Annotated in this window: 10 protein-coding genes; all 10 read left to right on the plus strand. The window is 33.5% G+C overall.

Going from position 1 to position 15513, the window contains the following annotated elements; translation table 11 throughout:
- Positions 1 to 93 precede the first annotated feature (93 nt).
- The 10 genes from P178_RS0114100 to P178_RS0114145 all read left to right on the plus strand — a co-directional run bounded on the left by P178_RS0114100 (position 94) and on the right by P178_RS0114145 (position 15503).
- A complete protein-coding gene (locus tag P178_RS0114100; RefSeq protein WP_027066812.1) occupies positions 94 to 663 on the plus strand; it encodes an RNA polymerase sigma factor in 570 nt (189 codons plus the stop codon).
- Between the two features lie 134 nt (positions 664 to 797).
- Entirely contained in the window at positions 798 to 1961 is a 1164-nt protein-coding gene (locus P178_RS22130; RefSeq protein ID WP_051638317.1) for a FecR family protein, read from the plus strand.
- Positions 1962 to 2025: 64 nt separating this feature from the next.
- Entirely contained in the window at positions 2026 to 5550 is a 3525-nt protein-coding gene (locus tag P178_RS0114110) for a TonB-dependent receptor (protein ID WP_051638318.1), read from the plus strand.
- A 16-nt stretch (positions 5551 to 5566) separates the two neighbouring features.
- Positions 5567 to 6946 (plus strand): RagB/SusD family nutrient uptake outer membrane protein, encoded by a 1380-nt coding sequence (locus tag P178_RS0114115; protein ID WP_027066814.1) that lies wholly within the window; start codon positions 5567 to 5569, stop codon positions 6944 to 6946.
- A gap of 173 nt (positions 6947 to 7119) precedes the next feature.
- The gene (locus P178_RS0114120) at positions 7120 to 8007 is read left to right on the plus strand and encodes a PIG-L deacetylase family protein (protein ID WP_027066815.1); all 888 of its coding nucleotides are present in this window, start codon (positions 7120 to 7122) and stop codon (positions 8005 to 8007) included.
- A 34-nt stretch (positions 8008 to 8041) separates the two neighbouring features.
- Positions 8042 to 9304, plus strand: a complete 1263-nt coding sequence (locus tag P178_RS0114125) for an MFS transporter (protein ID WP_027066816.1) — start codon at positions 8042 to 8044, stop codon at positions 9302 to 9304.
- Positions 9301 to 10146 (plus strand): ROK family protein, encoded by an 846-nt coding sequence (locus P178_RS0114130; RefSeq protein ID WP_027066817.1) that lies wholly within the window; start codon positions 9301 to 9303, stop codon positions 10144 to 10146. The genes P178_RS0114125 and P178_RS0114130 overlap by 4 nt, the downstream gene beginning before the upstream one ends.
- A 16-nt stretch (positions 10147 to 10162) precedes the next feature.
- On the plus strand, positions 10163 to 12817 hold the full coding sequence (locus tag P178_RS0114135; protein WP_027066818.1) for a hypothetical protein: 2655 nt from the start codon (positions 10163 to 10165) through the stop codon (positions 12815 to 12817).
- Between the two features lie 80 nt (positions 12818 to 12897).
- A complete protein-coding gene (locus P178_RS0114140) occupies positions 12898 to 14355 on the plus strand; it encodes an SLC13 family permease (RefSeq protein WP_027066819.1) in 1458 nt (485 codons plus the stop codon).
- Positions 14356 to 14723: 368 nt separating this feature from the next.
- Positions 14724 to 15503, plus strand: coding sequence for a DUF481 domain-containing protein (locus tag P178_RS0114145; RefSeq protein ID WP_027066820.1), 780 nt, complete (start codon positions 14724 to 14726; stop codon positions 15501 to 15503).
- The last annotated feature ends 10 nt before the right edge of the window (positions 15504 to 15513 follow it).

The raw sequence follows: 15513 nt of genomic DNA on the forward strand, positions 1-15513 counted from the left end.
TTCATATAGGTGAATATCTTAGCCTTTACTGCTGATCATAGGCTTGTTTGTTTATTGTATAATTTAAATCAATCTGTTCCCAGAATTTGATTTATGAAAATTACCAGTATGGACAATAACAACTACATGAATGAGAAGTTTCTTTTAGAAGGATTAATAAAAGGGTCTGAAGTTGCTTATGCTTACTTTTTTAATAATTATTATAAGGATCTTTGCAATTATTTATTAGCAATTTCTGGTGATTCTGAATTAACTGAGGAAATTGCACAACAAGCTTTTGTAAAACTTTGGTACAAAAGAGAGTCATTATCAATTCAAGATAATGCATTAAAACCTTACTTTTTCAGAATGGCTTATAACCTCTTCATAGATGCCAAACGAAAAGAGAAGAAAAAGTATAAATTATTAGAGCACCTTAAAGTAGAAGCCTATTCAAATTTAGTGGATATAGATAACAGCCAATACGAACAAAAACTTAAATTAATTGAAGACGAAATAGAAAACTTACCTGATCAATGCAAAAGAGTTTTTATTCTAGGTAAAAAGGAGGGACTAAAGTATCAGGAAATTTCTGAAAAACTTCATATATCAATAAAGACAGTTGAAGTACATATGTCTAAGGCATTAAAAAGATTACGTACTCAATTGACTATTTTTCTGTAATTAAAATTGATTTTCTTCAAGTAAATAGATGTACCTGTGTACTTCTCCTAATAATAATGTTAAAAATTTTTGTTTTAAGTAAGGGTATTTAAAAAAACGTGCGTCTCTAGTAAAAAGACACTTAATTTTTTTAAATGACTAACCTAGATATAAAAATTATTATTACCAGATACCTTAGAGAAGAAGCTACTGAGGAAGAGATAGCCATTTTATTTGAATGGGTAAAAAAAGACGGTAATCAAGATACTTTCAAAAAATTGGTTCAAGCCGATTATTTAGTTAGGTATAAAAAAGAATCCTGGGATTCAGAAGAAGCATTTCAAGAGTTTCTAAAAAGTATTAAAGAGAAGGAAGAATCTGAAGTCATTCCTTTAAATGCAAGCAAAAATATTTTAAAATATGCTGCTGCTATTATTGTACTTATTGCTTCAAGTACCTATTATATACTTAATAATAAGTCTACTGAATCAATTCAATCGAATTTAAATTATAATGAAATTACTCTTCAATTAAATAATGGAGAAACTATAAACCTTAATCAAAACAATGATACCATTATTAATGTAGGGAATGGATTAGCTAGTATTCAATTAAAAAATGGAATATTGAAACAAAATGGTTCAGTTAAAAACACCGTTAATTCAAGTAACAATATTTTAAAAGTTCCTTACGGAAAAACTTTATCGGTAACACTTGATGATGGTTCAGTTATAAAGTTAAATTCAGGTTCAGAACTATCCTATCCTTCAAGTTTTGCTGATTTAAATACAAGAAAGGTTACTCTTAAAGGTGAAGCGCTTTTTGAAATAGCCAAAGATCCTTTAAAGCCATTTGTTGTTCAAACAGATGAAACATTTACCCAAGTTTATGGAACTGTATTTAATATATCATCATATGAAGACGATGATAATATCGAAGTAGTTTTAGTAGAAGGTTCCGTTGGAGTAGGTGATAAGCTCAGATTTAAAGAGAAGAATTTAACGATGCTTAAACCTTCTCAGAAAATCACTAATTCTAATAATTCATTTATTGTTGAAGATGTCGATATCACCCCATATGTATCATGGGTAGAGGGAGTTATTTCTTTTCAAAATGCGAATATGACTCAAATTATAAAAAAATTGGAGCGACAGTTTGATGTTCAGATAATTAATGAAAATAATACGCTAGAAGAACGTCAATTTACTGGTGCATTCGATAAAGAAAATATTGAATCTATTTTAAAGACGATTCAAACTCACACAAATTTTCAGTACATAAAAAAAGGAAAAATAATAACTATTAAAAAAACAGAATAGCCTATGGTTTGAATCAATTCTAAGTAAAAAGAAACTAAACTAAACTAACTAGACCGAATGAATTATGAAAAAAAAGAAAACCATTTATACTGTGGCCGCTAAGGCTCGGAGAAAATTTATCTTTCTCCTATGTATGTCATTATCTTTTAGCTATGCCATTGCAAATAATAGTAAGCAAGAAGATACCGTGGCGGCAAATTTCAAAAATAAAAATTTAGGAGATGTTTTTGAATTTATAACCAATTCAACAGGACATAAATTTTTTTATGAAGCTACCGAAGTTGATTTGAGTCGTAAAGTAACCGTTTCAAAAAAAGCTCTTCCTATTGAAGAATTACTTGATGAAGTTTTTAAGGGAACAGATTTAGACTATGAAATAATTTCCAATCAAATTGTAGTAAAACGAAAAGGGAAGACTGTTTATAGTGGTAAAATACCCGAAAAGAGCGTTGAAATTTCAAGTTTTCAAACAAGTCTTAGTGGTAAGGTTTTAGATGAAACAGGTATCCCATTACCGGGAGCAACTGTTATAGCAAAAGGAACCACAGTTGGTTCGACTACTGATTTTGATGGGAATTTTGAAATCACATTACCAGTGGGTGTCTCAATTGTTGAAGTATCTTATTTAGGGTATAAATCGAAAGAAGTAAATGTAGAAGGTAAATCAACAATTACTATAAGCTTAGATCCAGATGCTGCTGCTTTAGAAGAAGTTATCGTTGTAGGATATGGAACATTGGCGAAAACAAAAGTTACTGGTTCAGTGGTGTCTATTGATACGCAAACCATAGTAAAAGTACCTGCATTAACTGCGGAAGGAGCATTGATTGGTCAGGTAGCAGGGGTTCAAGTACAAGAAGTTTCTGGTGAACCGGGAGCAGCACCTAATATTAGGGTAAGAGGTTCAGGTTCTATATCTGCAGGTAACGATCCATTATTTGTAGTTGATGGAATTCCAATAACCAGAAATTTAACGTCATCAAGTCAGATAGGTGGACTTGCCAATCAGGGTGGTAATTTTCAACCACCAACTATTAATCCATTGGCAACATTAAACCCAAATGATATTGAGTCTATCCAAGTATTGAAAGATGCAAGTGCAGCTGCCATTTATGGTTCAAGAGGTGGAAATGGTGTTTTATTAATAACTACTAAAAAAGGTTCAAATACTGATGAAGGTATTTTTTCTTTCGATTCTTATGCAAGTATGCAGACAGTTGCGAACAGAATAGATTTAATGAATGCTAGCGAATTAATAGATTTTACTACTGATTCTAGAAATAATAATTATCTGGCTTCTGTTCCAGGAGCTTCAATAAGTGATCCAATTGCACCAGGAGATCGTGGTAATGTAAATTATGAATTACCGGAATCTTTTATTAATTGGGATGGTACAGATACGGATTGGCAAGATGTGATTTTTAAAACAGGAGTAGTACAAAGCTATAATTTTTCATATGCCTCTCCGGTTAAAAATAAGACCAGTTTTTATGCTTCTACGGGATATTTTTCTCAAACAGGTGTTATTGAAAAGTCAAAATTTGAGCGTTATTCCGTTCTGTTAAATTTAAATTCTCAATTATCTGAAAAATTGAATTTAGATTTTAGATTGGCGCCGACAGTTACTGAAAATCAGAGAGTTCCTGCTTCAGCTCCTTATTTTGCAACTCCTCCGGGGATTGTATATTCGGCAATAGTGCATTCGCCAACAGTTAGTCCTTATAATGCTGATGGTACGATTAACCAACTAAACAATCAATCTTACTTGGGTGGAGGTACTACTACAGCTAGTAATCCTCTGGCAATAATCAAAGCAATAGATGACCGATTGTTTCAATTTCAAAATAGGGGAACGCTTAGTCTAACTTATGATATTTTACCTGAATTAACTTTTAAGTCTTTAGGTGGAGTTTATATCAATTTATATAATCAAGACTTCTACAGAGCGAATACATTATTGTATAGAGATTCGGCAGATGGTAATCCTTATGGTCAAGCTTCATCTTCTACTGAGACAAATTGGCTTTGGGAAAATACGTTAAGCTGGAAAAAAGAATTTGGAGAACATTATCTAGATGCAGTAATTGGATATACTGCACAAAAAGATAATTTAACAATCAAACAAGTTCTTGCAAATAATTATCCGGATGATTTGGTACCAACAATTAGTGGAGGACAAGTTTTTGGTGGTACTTCTTTAAAAGAACAATGGTCCTTATTATCATCTCTATTAAGAGTAAACTATAGTTATAAAGACAGATACTTATTTACAGGAACATTTAGAGCAGACAAATCTTCAAGATTTGGTAAAAATAACCAGACTGGTTATTTCCCTTCCTTTTCAGTTGGGTGGAGATTAAGTCAAGAGGAATTCTTAGCTAATTCGGAATTAATTTCAGAACTAAAGCTTAGAGCAAGTTGGGGACAAACAGGAAACTTTGAAATACCAAATTATGGTGCAGTTGGTTTACTATCCCCACAGAACTATAATCTAGGAGGAAACGAGATTAACGGTCTTGTACAAGCCACCATACCTAACCCAAACTTAACCTGGGAGAAATCTGAACAGGTAGATGTTGGTTTAGAAGTGGGCTTATTTGATAATAGAGTTTTCTTTTTAGCTGATTATTACAGTTCTACAACTCGAGATTTATTACTAAATGTTGCAATTTCTTCTGTATCTGGTTTTGAAACTACATTAAGAAATCTTGGTGAGGTACAAAATCAAGGTTTTGAATTGGCATTACGTACTAAAAACTTTGTAGGCGATTTTTCTTGGGATACTGATATTAATTTCTCGACTAATAAAAATGAAGTAATGGCTCTAAATGAAGGTAACGAACCCATATATTCTTCTGGTAGTGCAGGAGTAAGACATGTTACTAGAGTTGGTGATCCAATAGGTAGTTATTATGGTTATGTAACCGATGGCATTTATCAAACCCAAGAAGAGATTGATAGTGCACCAGTTGATACACAAGCACCAAATGCCGGTCCTGGTGATATAAAGTTTAAAGACATCGATGGAGATGGTCAAATTACACCAGATGATAGAACGGTTACGGGTAGTTATTTCCCAGATTTTACTTGGGGAATAAATAATACTTTTAGTTATAAGAATATTGACTTTAGTTTTTTAATACAAGGGGTTGAGGGCAATGAAGTATTAAACTTAACATCAAGGCATTTAAAAAATGGTGAAGCTAATTTTAATTCTTACGCCATTTTTAATGAAAGATGGAGATCTGCAGAAGATCCAGGAAATGGATATGTACCTAGAGCTGATAGAGAATCTGGAAATCATGGTAATAATAGTAGACCTTCTTCTTTTCAAGTTGAAGATGGATCTTATGTAAGATTAAGAAATGTATCCTTAGGTTATACTTTACCAACAGATAATCTATTTGGTGGAGCAGTTAAGAAACTAAGGTTTTATATCACAGGAACTAACCTTTTTACTATAACTGATTATTTAGGATACAATCCTGAGGTTAGTAATATTTCTACCAATAGTTTAACACCAGGAGAGGATTATGGTGCTTTTCCTTTGACAAAGTCTTTTACCATGGGAGTAAACTTAAAGTTCTAACCTAAAAACGAAAAAAATGAAACGAATTCTATATATAATATTTTTCACTGCTTGTTTTACTGCATGTAGTGATGATTTCACAGATCTCGCGCCAATTTCTAATCGTAACGAGGCAGACTTTTATAAAACCTCTGCTGACTTTGAGGTGGCTATCAATGCAAGTTACTCTGGCTTACAAAGCACAGGTGTTTATGGTAGAGGTTATTGGACAATGTTTGAGATGAGAAGTGATAACACTGATCAAGGACCAGATGCAACAGGTTTGGCCCGTCAATACACAGAAATAAATTCATTTACTGAAGATGCTTTGAATGAGCAAGTGTCTTCTGTATGGAGTGAATCTTACAAAGTGATATCTAATTGCAACGTCATACTCTCTAGAATTGTGGATGTTGAAATGGATGCCAGTCTTAAAAGTATGATTACTGGCGAGGCTTTATTTATTAGGTCTCTTATGTATTATCATTTAGCAATTGCCTATGGTAATATTCCACTACAATTAACCCCTTTTGTATCTGGTGACGAACTTACACAAGTAGATCAGGCAACAGTTTTGAATCAATTGATTTTAGACTTGACAGAAGCGGAAGCAGGTTTGTCAGTATCGTATTCCGGTAATGATATTGGTAGGGCTACCAAAGGTGCGGCAGCTACTCTTTTGGCAAAAGTATTGCTTACAACGGGTGATAATGCTGCAGCCGTAACCGTATTGCGACGTATAGTTTCAGATTATGGCTATGAATTGGTTGATGATTATGCGGAATTATGGGGTGTAGCTAATGAGAATAATGAAGAGTCTATTTTCGAAGTACAATTCATTAGCGGCGGTATTGGTCAAGGAAGTCTTTTTACAAATGATTTTTCTCCAAGTACTGATTTACAAACAGGTTCTGGTTTTGCTAGAAATAGACCAACTATTTCTTTGATGGAAGCTTATGAAGATGGCGACTTAAGATATGATCCTTCCATGGGAGACACATATGTTAATTTGGAGGGTGAGACTATTGAATCTAGATATGTAAAAAAATATTGGTCAGACCCGGCTATCGAAAATGATTCTGATATTAATTTTGTGGTTTTTAGATATGCAGATGTACTGTTAATGTTAGCAGAAGCATTGGGAGAGTCGAGCGAAAGCTATGATTTAATTAATGAAGTCAGGGCAAGAGCAGGTCTTGAAGCTATTGACGGTACTACACCAGGTTCTTTCAGTGAAAAACTATTGAATGAAAGAAGGCTGGAACTAGCTTTTGAGAACCATAGATGGCCAGACTTAAAGAGATTTAATGCTCAAGGTAAAATACTAGAAGCCGAACCTTTTATATCAGGAACTCGTGAGTTTTTCTTTATCCCTCAACGAGAAATAGATATTAACCCAAATTTCGAGCAGAATTAAAAATTGTTAGTTTAATTATTTGAGTTGTTTGATGCTGCCCAATACCATGAAAGGCCTACTTGTTCGCTGTGGACATCATAATTAAATAATGAGTTTAACTTAATTAATATCCTTTTTCATTTTCTAAGAAGATGGACCAGACCAATAATGTCAAATTTTAAATAAAAAATGTAATGAGAAAAATTGTATCCATGATTTGTTTAGGTCTTGTCTTTATGACAGCCCAGGCACAAGAGAAAAAAGTATTGAACATTCTGGCGATTGGAGCACACCCAGATGATTGTGATTCTAAGTTTGGTGGCACGGCTGCTTTATTTGCAAAAATGGGACATAATGTCAAGTTTTTAGCACTTACTAATGGAGATGCTGGTCATCAAAGTATGGGAGGTGGACCATTAGCAAAGAAGCGTAGACAAGAAGCAAAAGATGCAGCGAAAGCTTTAGGTATAGCTGAATATGAGGTTTTAGATAATCATGATGGTGAATTATTCCCAACCTTAAATGTAAGGTTAGAAGTTATTAGAAGAATTAGAAACTGGGATGCAGATATCGTTTTAGGACTAAGACCAAATGATTACCATCCAGATCACAGAAATGCTGGATCTGTGGTTCAAGATGCTGCATATATGAATATTGTACCTAATGTAGCTCCAGATACACCTCCATTACAAAAAAACCCTGTATTTCTTTATATGAGTGATCATTTCAAGAAACCTTATCCTTTTCAAAAAGATATTGCAGTTATTATTGATGATGTAATAGATACGAAGGTTAAAGGTTTGGCTGCGCATGATTCTCAAATGTTCGAATGGCTTCCTTGGACTAACGGAACAGATTTATCTACAATACCTACTGGTGAAAAAGAACGCTTGGCTTGGTTAAAAGATAAGTGGATGAATAGAAAACCAGATGCGGCTACTTTAGAAACTGTAAAGAAGTGGTATCCAAATGTAGATGTTTCAAAGGTTAAGCAAGTTGAGTTTTTTGAAATTTGCGAATATGGTAAGCAGCCAACCGATGCGGAGATAAAAGAAATGTTTCCAATGTTAGGAAGTAACTAACTACTAAATAATTAAAATAACCAACCAACCTTCCATGGAGAAAAGTAAGCCTACCACCAAAAGATATTATCACATAATAGGGTTAGTAATGCTTGTATTCTTTGTAATATCATTCATTACCAATATTCTAAATTCAATAATAGTAGATGTAAAAGATAGTTTTGATTTAAGTCTTACATCTACAGGTTTTTTACCTTTTACTTTTTTTATTGCATATGGTATAATGTCTATACCAGCAGGATTTCTTTCAGAAAAGTATAGTGAAAAATCATTATTGTCGATATCATTTTTGGTGATGGGGCTTGCCTCTTTGGGTTTTGCTATATTTCCTAGTTATGGAGTGTTTAGCATAACCCTTTTTACCCTTGGTTGTTGTATGGCAGTACTACAAGTAATTATTAATCCAATGTTAAGAGTTGCAGGTGGTGAAGAGCATTTCGCTTTTAATTCTGTACTTGCACAACTGGTTTTTGGGGCAGCATCTTTTCTTAGTCCATACCTCTATAAGTATTTAGTCAATACTGAAGGTAATAGTAACGACGCACTAGCTGAAACTTTACGTGGATGGGTGCCTGCTAATTTACCATGGGCTTCGTTATATATCGTTTTTGCCTTAATCGCATTTGTTCTATTTATTTATGTTTTCTTAAATAAATATCCAAAATTCGATAAAAATGAAGATGAAAAAGCTGGGAATAAAAGTTCTTATTTGGATTTGCTAAAAAATAAATGGACCATTTTATATTTTTTGGGAATATTCTGTTACGTAGGTGCTGAGCAGGGAGTTGGTAATTGGATTTCACAATTCTTATATCAGTATCATGATCTTAATCCACAAACTATTGGAGCAGACACGGTATCCTATTTTTGGGCAATGCTAACTGTGGGTTGTTTACTTGGCTTATTACTTTTAAAATTCTTTGATAGTCGTAAAATTCTAATAGCGGCAACTAGTATTACCATTCTAGCTTTAATTTTCTCATTAACTGGTTCTAAAGAAATGGCTTTAATAGGGTTTCCACTAATAGGCTTCTTTATTTCCGTCATGTATTCGGTTATTTTCTCCCTTGCACTTAATTCTGTGAAGGAACACCACGGTTCTCTATCTGGTATTTTATGTACAGGTATTGCAGGTGGTGCGGTAATTCCATTTATAGTTGGTGGATTAGGAGAAATGATGACTCTTAAGTCTGGTATGTTCTTTTTAATTATTCCGCTTGCATTTATTTTATCAATAGGTTTTTGGGCCAAGCCATTGGTCAATAACAAAACCATAAGTCTAAAGAAAGATAAATGAGCATGACAAAAAAAGAAATCTTAGGGGTTGACATTGGGGGCACCAATATTAAAATTGGAAAAGTGGTCAATGGTGTTGTTATACAGAAGTGTAAAATTCCAGTAAATCGAGATGATCTTGAGCAAGTTACGCTAGATAATCTTTATAAAGGGTTGAAGGATTTAATGACAGATTCAGTACAGGCAATCGGTATAGGTGTTCCTGCTGTGGTTGATATAGAATTAGGAACAATATTCGATGTTCAAAATATTCCATCGTGGACTAATGTAGCTTTAAAGAATTTAGTGGAAGAGAAATTTAATGTGCCTGTTTACATTAATAATGATGCTAATTGTTTTGCAATTGGGGAAAAGCAATTTGGAAAACTACGGGAATTTAAAAACTGTGTAGCACTTTCATTAGGTACAGGCATGGGAATGGGTATCATAATAGATGAAAAATTATATAATGGAGTTCTTTGTGGTGCCGGTGAAATTGGGATGGTACCATATTTAGATGGCATTCTTGAGCATTATACTGGAAGCTTTTTTTTTGAAAGAGAATATAACTCTTCGGCATTATCACTTTATAATGAAGCATTAGAAGGAAAAGAATATGCTTTAAAGGTATTTAAGGAATATGGCACCCACTTAGCAGAAGCTATTAAGATTATTCTTTATATGTATGCACCAGAGGCTATAATACTTGGGGGTTCTATTAGTAATTCATTTCAATTTTTTGAAGAATCACTAAAAACCGGATTAGCATCTTTTGCATATCAAAAACAGATTGAAAATTTAAAAATTCAAACTTCAGATTTAGTCGATTCTCCAATTCTTGGAGCTGCGGCCCTTTGTCTGTAATAAAATAACTAATTAAATGAGATTAACTATAATAACATTACTCGGGATATTACTTCTGAATTCTTGTTCTGATAAAGAAGTTGCTATTGGTAAACAAATCAATATCACAGTTGAGAATAATAAAGTAGGAGCACCTGTTACTTTAGGAATCCCTTTTCCAAAAGGAGAACTTAAATCTGTAGATCATATTCGTTTACTAACTTCTGAGGGGGTTGAAATACCGTGTCAGACTACCGAGGTTTCTACTTGGGGTCCTTTAGATGATAGTATAAAATGGGCTTGGGTGTTCTTCTTTTCTGAGGAAGGAACCGAGTATACTTTAGAATACGGAGATTCTATTATACCTATTAGGTCTAAAGAAAAAATTGTATCAACAAATAATATGAGACCACAAGGGGGGATCGATGTAAATACAGGTCCTCTTTCTTTTGCCATACATAAAATGGGTAATGGATTTCTAGATGAAGTTTTTTTAGATTCTAACGGTAATGGTGAATTTGAGGAAACGGAACTTATAGGTTCTTCTCAAGGTGAAAATAGGGGGTCGTTTTTAGATATTTTAGATGATGCAGGTATTGATAAATCAAAAGCTGTAATTCATGAAGTATTTAGGGAAAAGGGTTCAGGACCAATGCATAATATATTTAGAATTGAAGGTACTTATACCTACAGTAGAAAAGATAATAACATCTCACCTTTTACAATGTGGTTGCATGTATATGCAGGTAAAAGCTATGTAAAAGTACTACACACATTAACCTATACCGGTATACCTGACAAGCATAAAATTGTTGAGGGCGAACATTACAATATTGCAACGCAAGATGAAAATATTCTATCAGAAGATACTGTAGAAGATATTGGGTGGACACAACCTAATGATGAAATAGCGGCAAGTGGTATTCAATTAAAATATCACTTAAGCGATGACGTGAATATTTCTATACCTATGATGGAAGGTAGTTGGCAAGATGATGATGCTAAACTGAGTATTCAAGAAATAAAATCAAATGATAACAACGTTGTAAGATTATTACAACAAGGTCCAGAGAGAGTTAAAAGTACAAGCTTAAGAAGCTTATATGTCAACGGATTTAAAAAAGAAGGAAATGAAGAAGAAAAGAAAGATTATAATTTTGAGGCCACTATTTCTGACGGGGATGAAAATATCGCAAAAAGTCAAAGAGCAAAAGGTTGGATTAATATAGCCGATACAAAACGAGGCGTAGGTGTTGGTATCAAAAATTTCTTAAAAGAATATCCAAAAGGGGTTCAAGTTGATCCTATTACAAAGTCTTTAACAGGTAGTATTTGGCCGCTAGAAAACGGACCAATGAATTTCGCCAGACATAACACAGAACCAGACGGTGGTATGTTAGCCAATTTTGCTCAAGGTATTACTAAGACAACTGAATTCATTTATTATTTTCATGATAATGTAGATACCGATGAGGTGGGTCAGAAAATGGACTATGTTTTAGATAGTCCTGTGGCACATGCATCACCAGAATGGTATACAAATTCAAAAGTTTACGGCAATATGGCGCCAAAGTCTACCAAACATCCTGAGTTTGAAAATGCTTTACAATATAGATATGATTGGTGGGCTTATAACCAAAAGCATGAACCATGGTATGGTATGTTTAATTATGGTGATGGCAAAAGTTATTTTTTCAATGATCGCTGGGTACAATGGACAAATAATGAACCCACTGTAGATTTTATGTTTTGGACTAACTTTATGAGAACGGGTGATCCTAAATACTTCAACCTTGCACAATCAATGAGTAGGCATACAATGGATGTAGATAATGTTCATTGGCCTAAAAAAAGAACCTACTATGGTGAAATTAATGATGCAATAGATTTTTGGAATTTTCAAAAAGAACCAGAATCTACCCCATATTTAGGTATTGGTAGAAGACATGCAAATGAACATTGGTATGCGTTATTAAGTGCTCATGTTTGGATCCAAGGTTGGATTGCTTCGTATTATATTTCTGCAGATCATAGAGCACTTGAAGTTGCAAAAATGACCGGTGATACTTATTTAAATAGAATTTGGGGAGATCACGATTTAAGAGGTAGAAGGTTGTATTTGTCCGTACTTAATTTGGTAGAATTATATGATGCCACCAAACTCGATAAGTATAAGAAAGAATTAGATGAGCGTGTAAGTTTAATGCTTGAGTTTCAAGAAAGACAAGGGGGTAATTTGTTGTTAGATAGATATGGCTATAGCCAAACATATGTTGCCCAAGGTTTATATAAATACCAGCAAATAACAGGTGACGAAAAAGTCAGAAAAGCGTTGTTAGAACATGCTAGATGGGTTAGAGATGTACCACCATTGAATCATGAAATGGAATCTTATTTGGCAACTATTTATCCATTGGTTCTTGGATATGAAATTAGTGGAGAAAAAGGGTATTTAGACGAGGCATTGGCACGGGCTGAATATTTGAAGATAGGTGAGTTGAAAAAATCATCTGATGAATATGATAATATAAAAGAGTATAGTGCTGATTTGTTAGAAATTTCTAATCTGCCAAACAGTAAAAAGAAATTCACCAATTGGCAAACAAATCAAGGTCTGCGAGTTTTTGGATGGACACATGCTTATAATATTCCTTATTTGCTATACGCAATGGAGCAAGAGAATATAGAGTAACAATTTTGAATTGGTTAGGGGGCAGTTTGCATTTTTTGTAGCTGCTCCTTTTTTATAGTATTAATTTGAATTCAGCTTAAATGACACTAACCAAAAGAATTGGACTTATACTTGGTCCATTATTTTTTGTACTCATACATTTATATTTTGAGGGTGATGGGTTATCTGACCAAGGTCGAGATATTCTAGCAGCTACAGTTTGGGTTGGTATTTGGTGGGTATTAGAAGTTTTACCGATTGCAGTAACAGCATTGTTGCCAATAATACTATTTCCATTATTAGGTACGATCTCATTAGGGGAGACTACTGCTAGTTATGGTCATAAATATGTCTTCTTATTTATGGGTGGTTTTATGCTAGCCGTAGCAATTGAAAAATGGGGATTGCACAAAAGAATAGCCCTGCATATTATAAAAATTATTGGCACCAATATTTATACGATTGTTTTGGGTTTTATGGTAGCAACGGCTTTTTTGTCTATGTGGATATCGAATACAGCTACTACGGTAATGATATTGCCTATGGCAGTTTCTATTATTACACAATTTCGCAAAAATCAATCTAAAGAAAACAAGAGCAAAGATTCATTTAGTAAGTTATTAATGCTTTCAATTGCATATGCAGCTTCAATTGGGGGGATAGCTACTTTAATTGGTACTCCACCTAATTTGGTTTTTGCTGGGTTCGTTCAAAAAACATATGGTATAGACATTAGCTTTTGGCAATGGATGCAATTCGGGTTGCCTCTTGCTACTGTGTTATTAATGTTGTCTTGGTATTACCTAACTAGATTTGCTTACCCGCAAAAAGAAAAATCGTTTCCAGGGGGAAAAGCAGAAATTAATAGGTTAATTAAAGAACTCGGACCTATGAAGTCGGAAGAAAAAAGGGTGCTGGCAGTTTTTGTGCTTACCGCATTCTGTTGGATAACCCGTTCTTTTCTACTACAACGTTTCATACCTAATATGGATGATACTATTATAGCAATTGGGTCTGCCGTATTATTATTTATTTTACCGGCAGTTTCAAAAAATAGAGCTTTATTAGTATGGAATGAGGCAGTTCGTATACCTTGGGGAATAATTTTGTTATTTGGTGGGGGAATGGCAATCGCAAAAGGATTTGAAGAAACAGGTTTAGCAACTTTTCTAGGTTCTAAAATGATGTTTTTTGAGGGTTTACCTCTATTAATTCTTTTACTGTTGATTATTACATGTGTCAATTTTCTTACCGAGATAACTTCCAATCTAGCGACTACGGCAATGATGCTTCCGGTAATGGCTCCATTAGCATTATCATTGAATGTTAATCCTTTTTTACTTTTAATAGCTTGTACTACAGCTGCATCTTGTGCTTTTATGTTACCAGTTGCTACACCACCTAATGCAATTGTATTTGGATCTGGTTATTTACGAATACCTGATATGATTCGTTCAGGTTTTTTGATGAACCTAATTTCAATTGTAATTATCAGTTTAATAATTTATTTCTTATTACCTCTTTTGTGGGATTTAGAAGGAATTTTAATCAGTGATTAATGTGTTTGTAATTGGTAAGGGTAGGCAACGGCTGATATTTTTTTTGATATACAAATGGTAAGCTGTGGTTATCTAGGGTAGGCACTCGGGTAGGCGATGGTAACTGTAGGGTAAGTGCTAGGGTTAGTGATGGTTCTTAAGGGTTATTACTAGGGTAGGAGCTAGGGTAACAACCAAATGATTTTAGGGTAGTAAGGTGGTTAGATTAATGTGATACAATGTTTTTAATTGATATTCAGTGTTTTATGTGTTAATTATTTAGGGTAGCTAAGGGGTAGGTGCCTACCCTTTATTTAGTAAACCGTATTAAAACTTTTCAGAGATTAAATTAAGCAATAGTTTTGCTGAAATAGTTCTTATCATCTGTCATGAAACTTACCTTGAATAATTTTAAACCTATAATTTACATTTTAGTATCATTCTTTGGCTACGCTGCACAAGCGCAATTGGTAAATATTGAGTCTAAAAGAATGCACACGGATTCTATCAGGTTTGTTCTAAATAGTGATTTGCTTTTTAATTATACAGATAACAATGGAGAATATATTCTTCAAATAGGTTCTAACCTAACTACCCAGTTTAAGTCGAAGAATCTAAAGAGTATTTATTTTTTATTGGGGAATGTAAATCTGATTCGTTCTAAAGATGAAGATTTTCAAAACTCTTATTTTCTACATGCTCGGTTTAATCAGAAATTATCAAAGTTAGTTCGTTTAGAGGCTTTTTTACAAAACCAGAATAACCAGAAATTAACAATTTCAGAGCGTAATTTATTAGGTGTAGGATTACGATTAAAGATTTTAGATAAAAATGGAACGCTTGCTTATTTTGGTAACTCTTATATTTATGAAATTGAGTCTTTAGATGATAGTGACCAAAAATTCTATAACCATAGAAATAGTAGTTATATATCATTAAACCAATCCTTTAAAAAGTATAGACTTGATATTACTGGTACACTCTATTTTCAACCGTTGTATGACAACATAGGTAATCATAGAATTTTAAGTCAATTTAAAGCTGAAATGCCATTGACTAAAAGAATAAGTTTTTCAGCGTTGTATAATTACTCCGTAATTAATTTTAATTCTGATTTAGAAGACAACCGCGCCTCTAATGTAAGCTTTGGGTTTACTTTGAATATTTAATATTTTGAAG

The sequence above is a fragment of the Maribacter sp. Hel_I_7 genome (assembly GCF_000688315.1).
Taxonomy (GTDB): domain Bacteria; phylum Bacteroidota; class Bacteroidia; order Flavobacteriales; family Flavobacteriaceae; genus Maribacter; species Maribacter stanieri.

Bases quoted from the DNA above. Each gene is read 5' to 3' on its own strand.
- P178_RS0114125 (WP_027066816.1), top strand. From the start codon at position 8,042: ATGGAGAAAAGTAAGCCTACCACCAAAAGATATTATCACATAATAGGG.
- P178_RS0114145 (WP_027066820.1), top strand. From the start codon at position 14,724: ATGAAACTTACCTTGAATAATTTTAAACCTATAATTTACATTTTAGTA.
- P178_RS0114140 (WP_027066819.1), top strand. From the start codon at position 12,898: ATGACACTAACCAAAAGAATTGGACTTATACTTGGTCCATTATTTTTT.
- P178_RS0114120 (WP_027066815.1), top strand. From the start codon at position 7,120: ATGAGAAAAATTGTATCCATGATTTGTTTAGGTCTTGTCTTTATGACA.
- P178_RS0114130 (WP_027066817.1), top strand. From the start codon at position 9,301: ATGAGCATGACAAAAAAAGAAATCTTAGGGGTTGACATTGGGGGCACC.
- P178_RS22130 (WP_051638317.1), top strand. From the start codon at position 798: ATGACTAACCTAGATATAAAAATTATTATTACCAGATACCTTAGAGAA.
- P178_RS0114115 (WP_027066814.1), top strand. From the start codon at position 5,567: ATGAAACGAATTCTATATATAATATTTTTCACTGCTTGTTTTACTGCA.
- P178_RS0114100 (WP_027066812.1), top strand. From the start codon at position 94: ATGAAAATTACCAGTATGGACAATAACAACTACATGAATGAGAAGTTT.
- P178_RS0114135 (WP_027066818.1), top strand. From the start codon at position 10,163: ATGAGATTAACTATAATAACATTACTCGGGATATTACTTCTGAATTCT.
- P178_RS0114110 (WP_051638318.1), top strand. From the start codon at position 2,026: ATGAAAAAAAAGAAAACCATTTATACTGTGGCCGCTAAGGCTCGGAGA.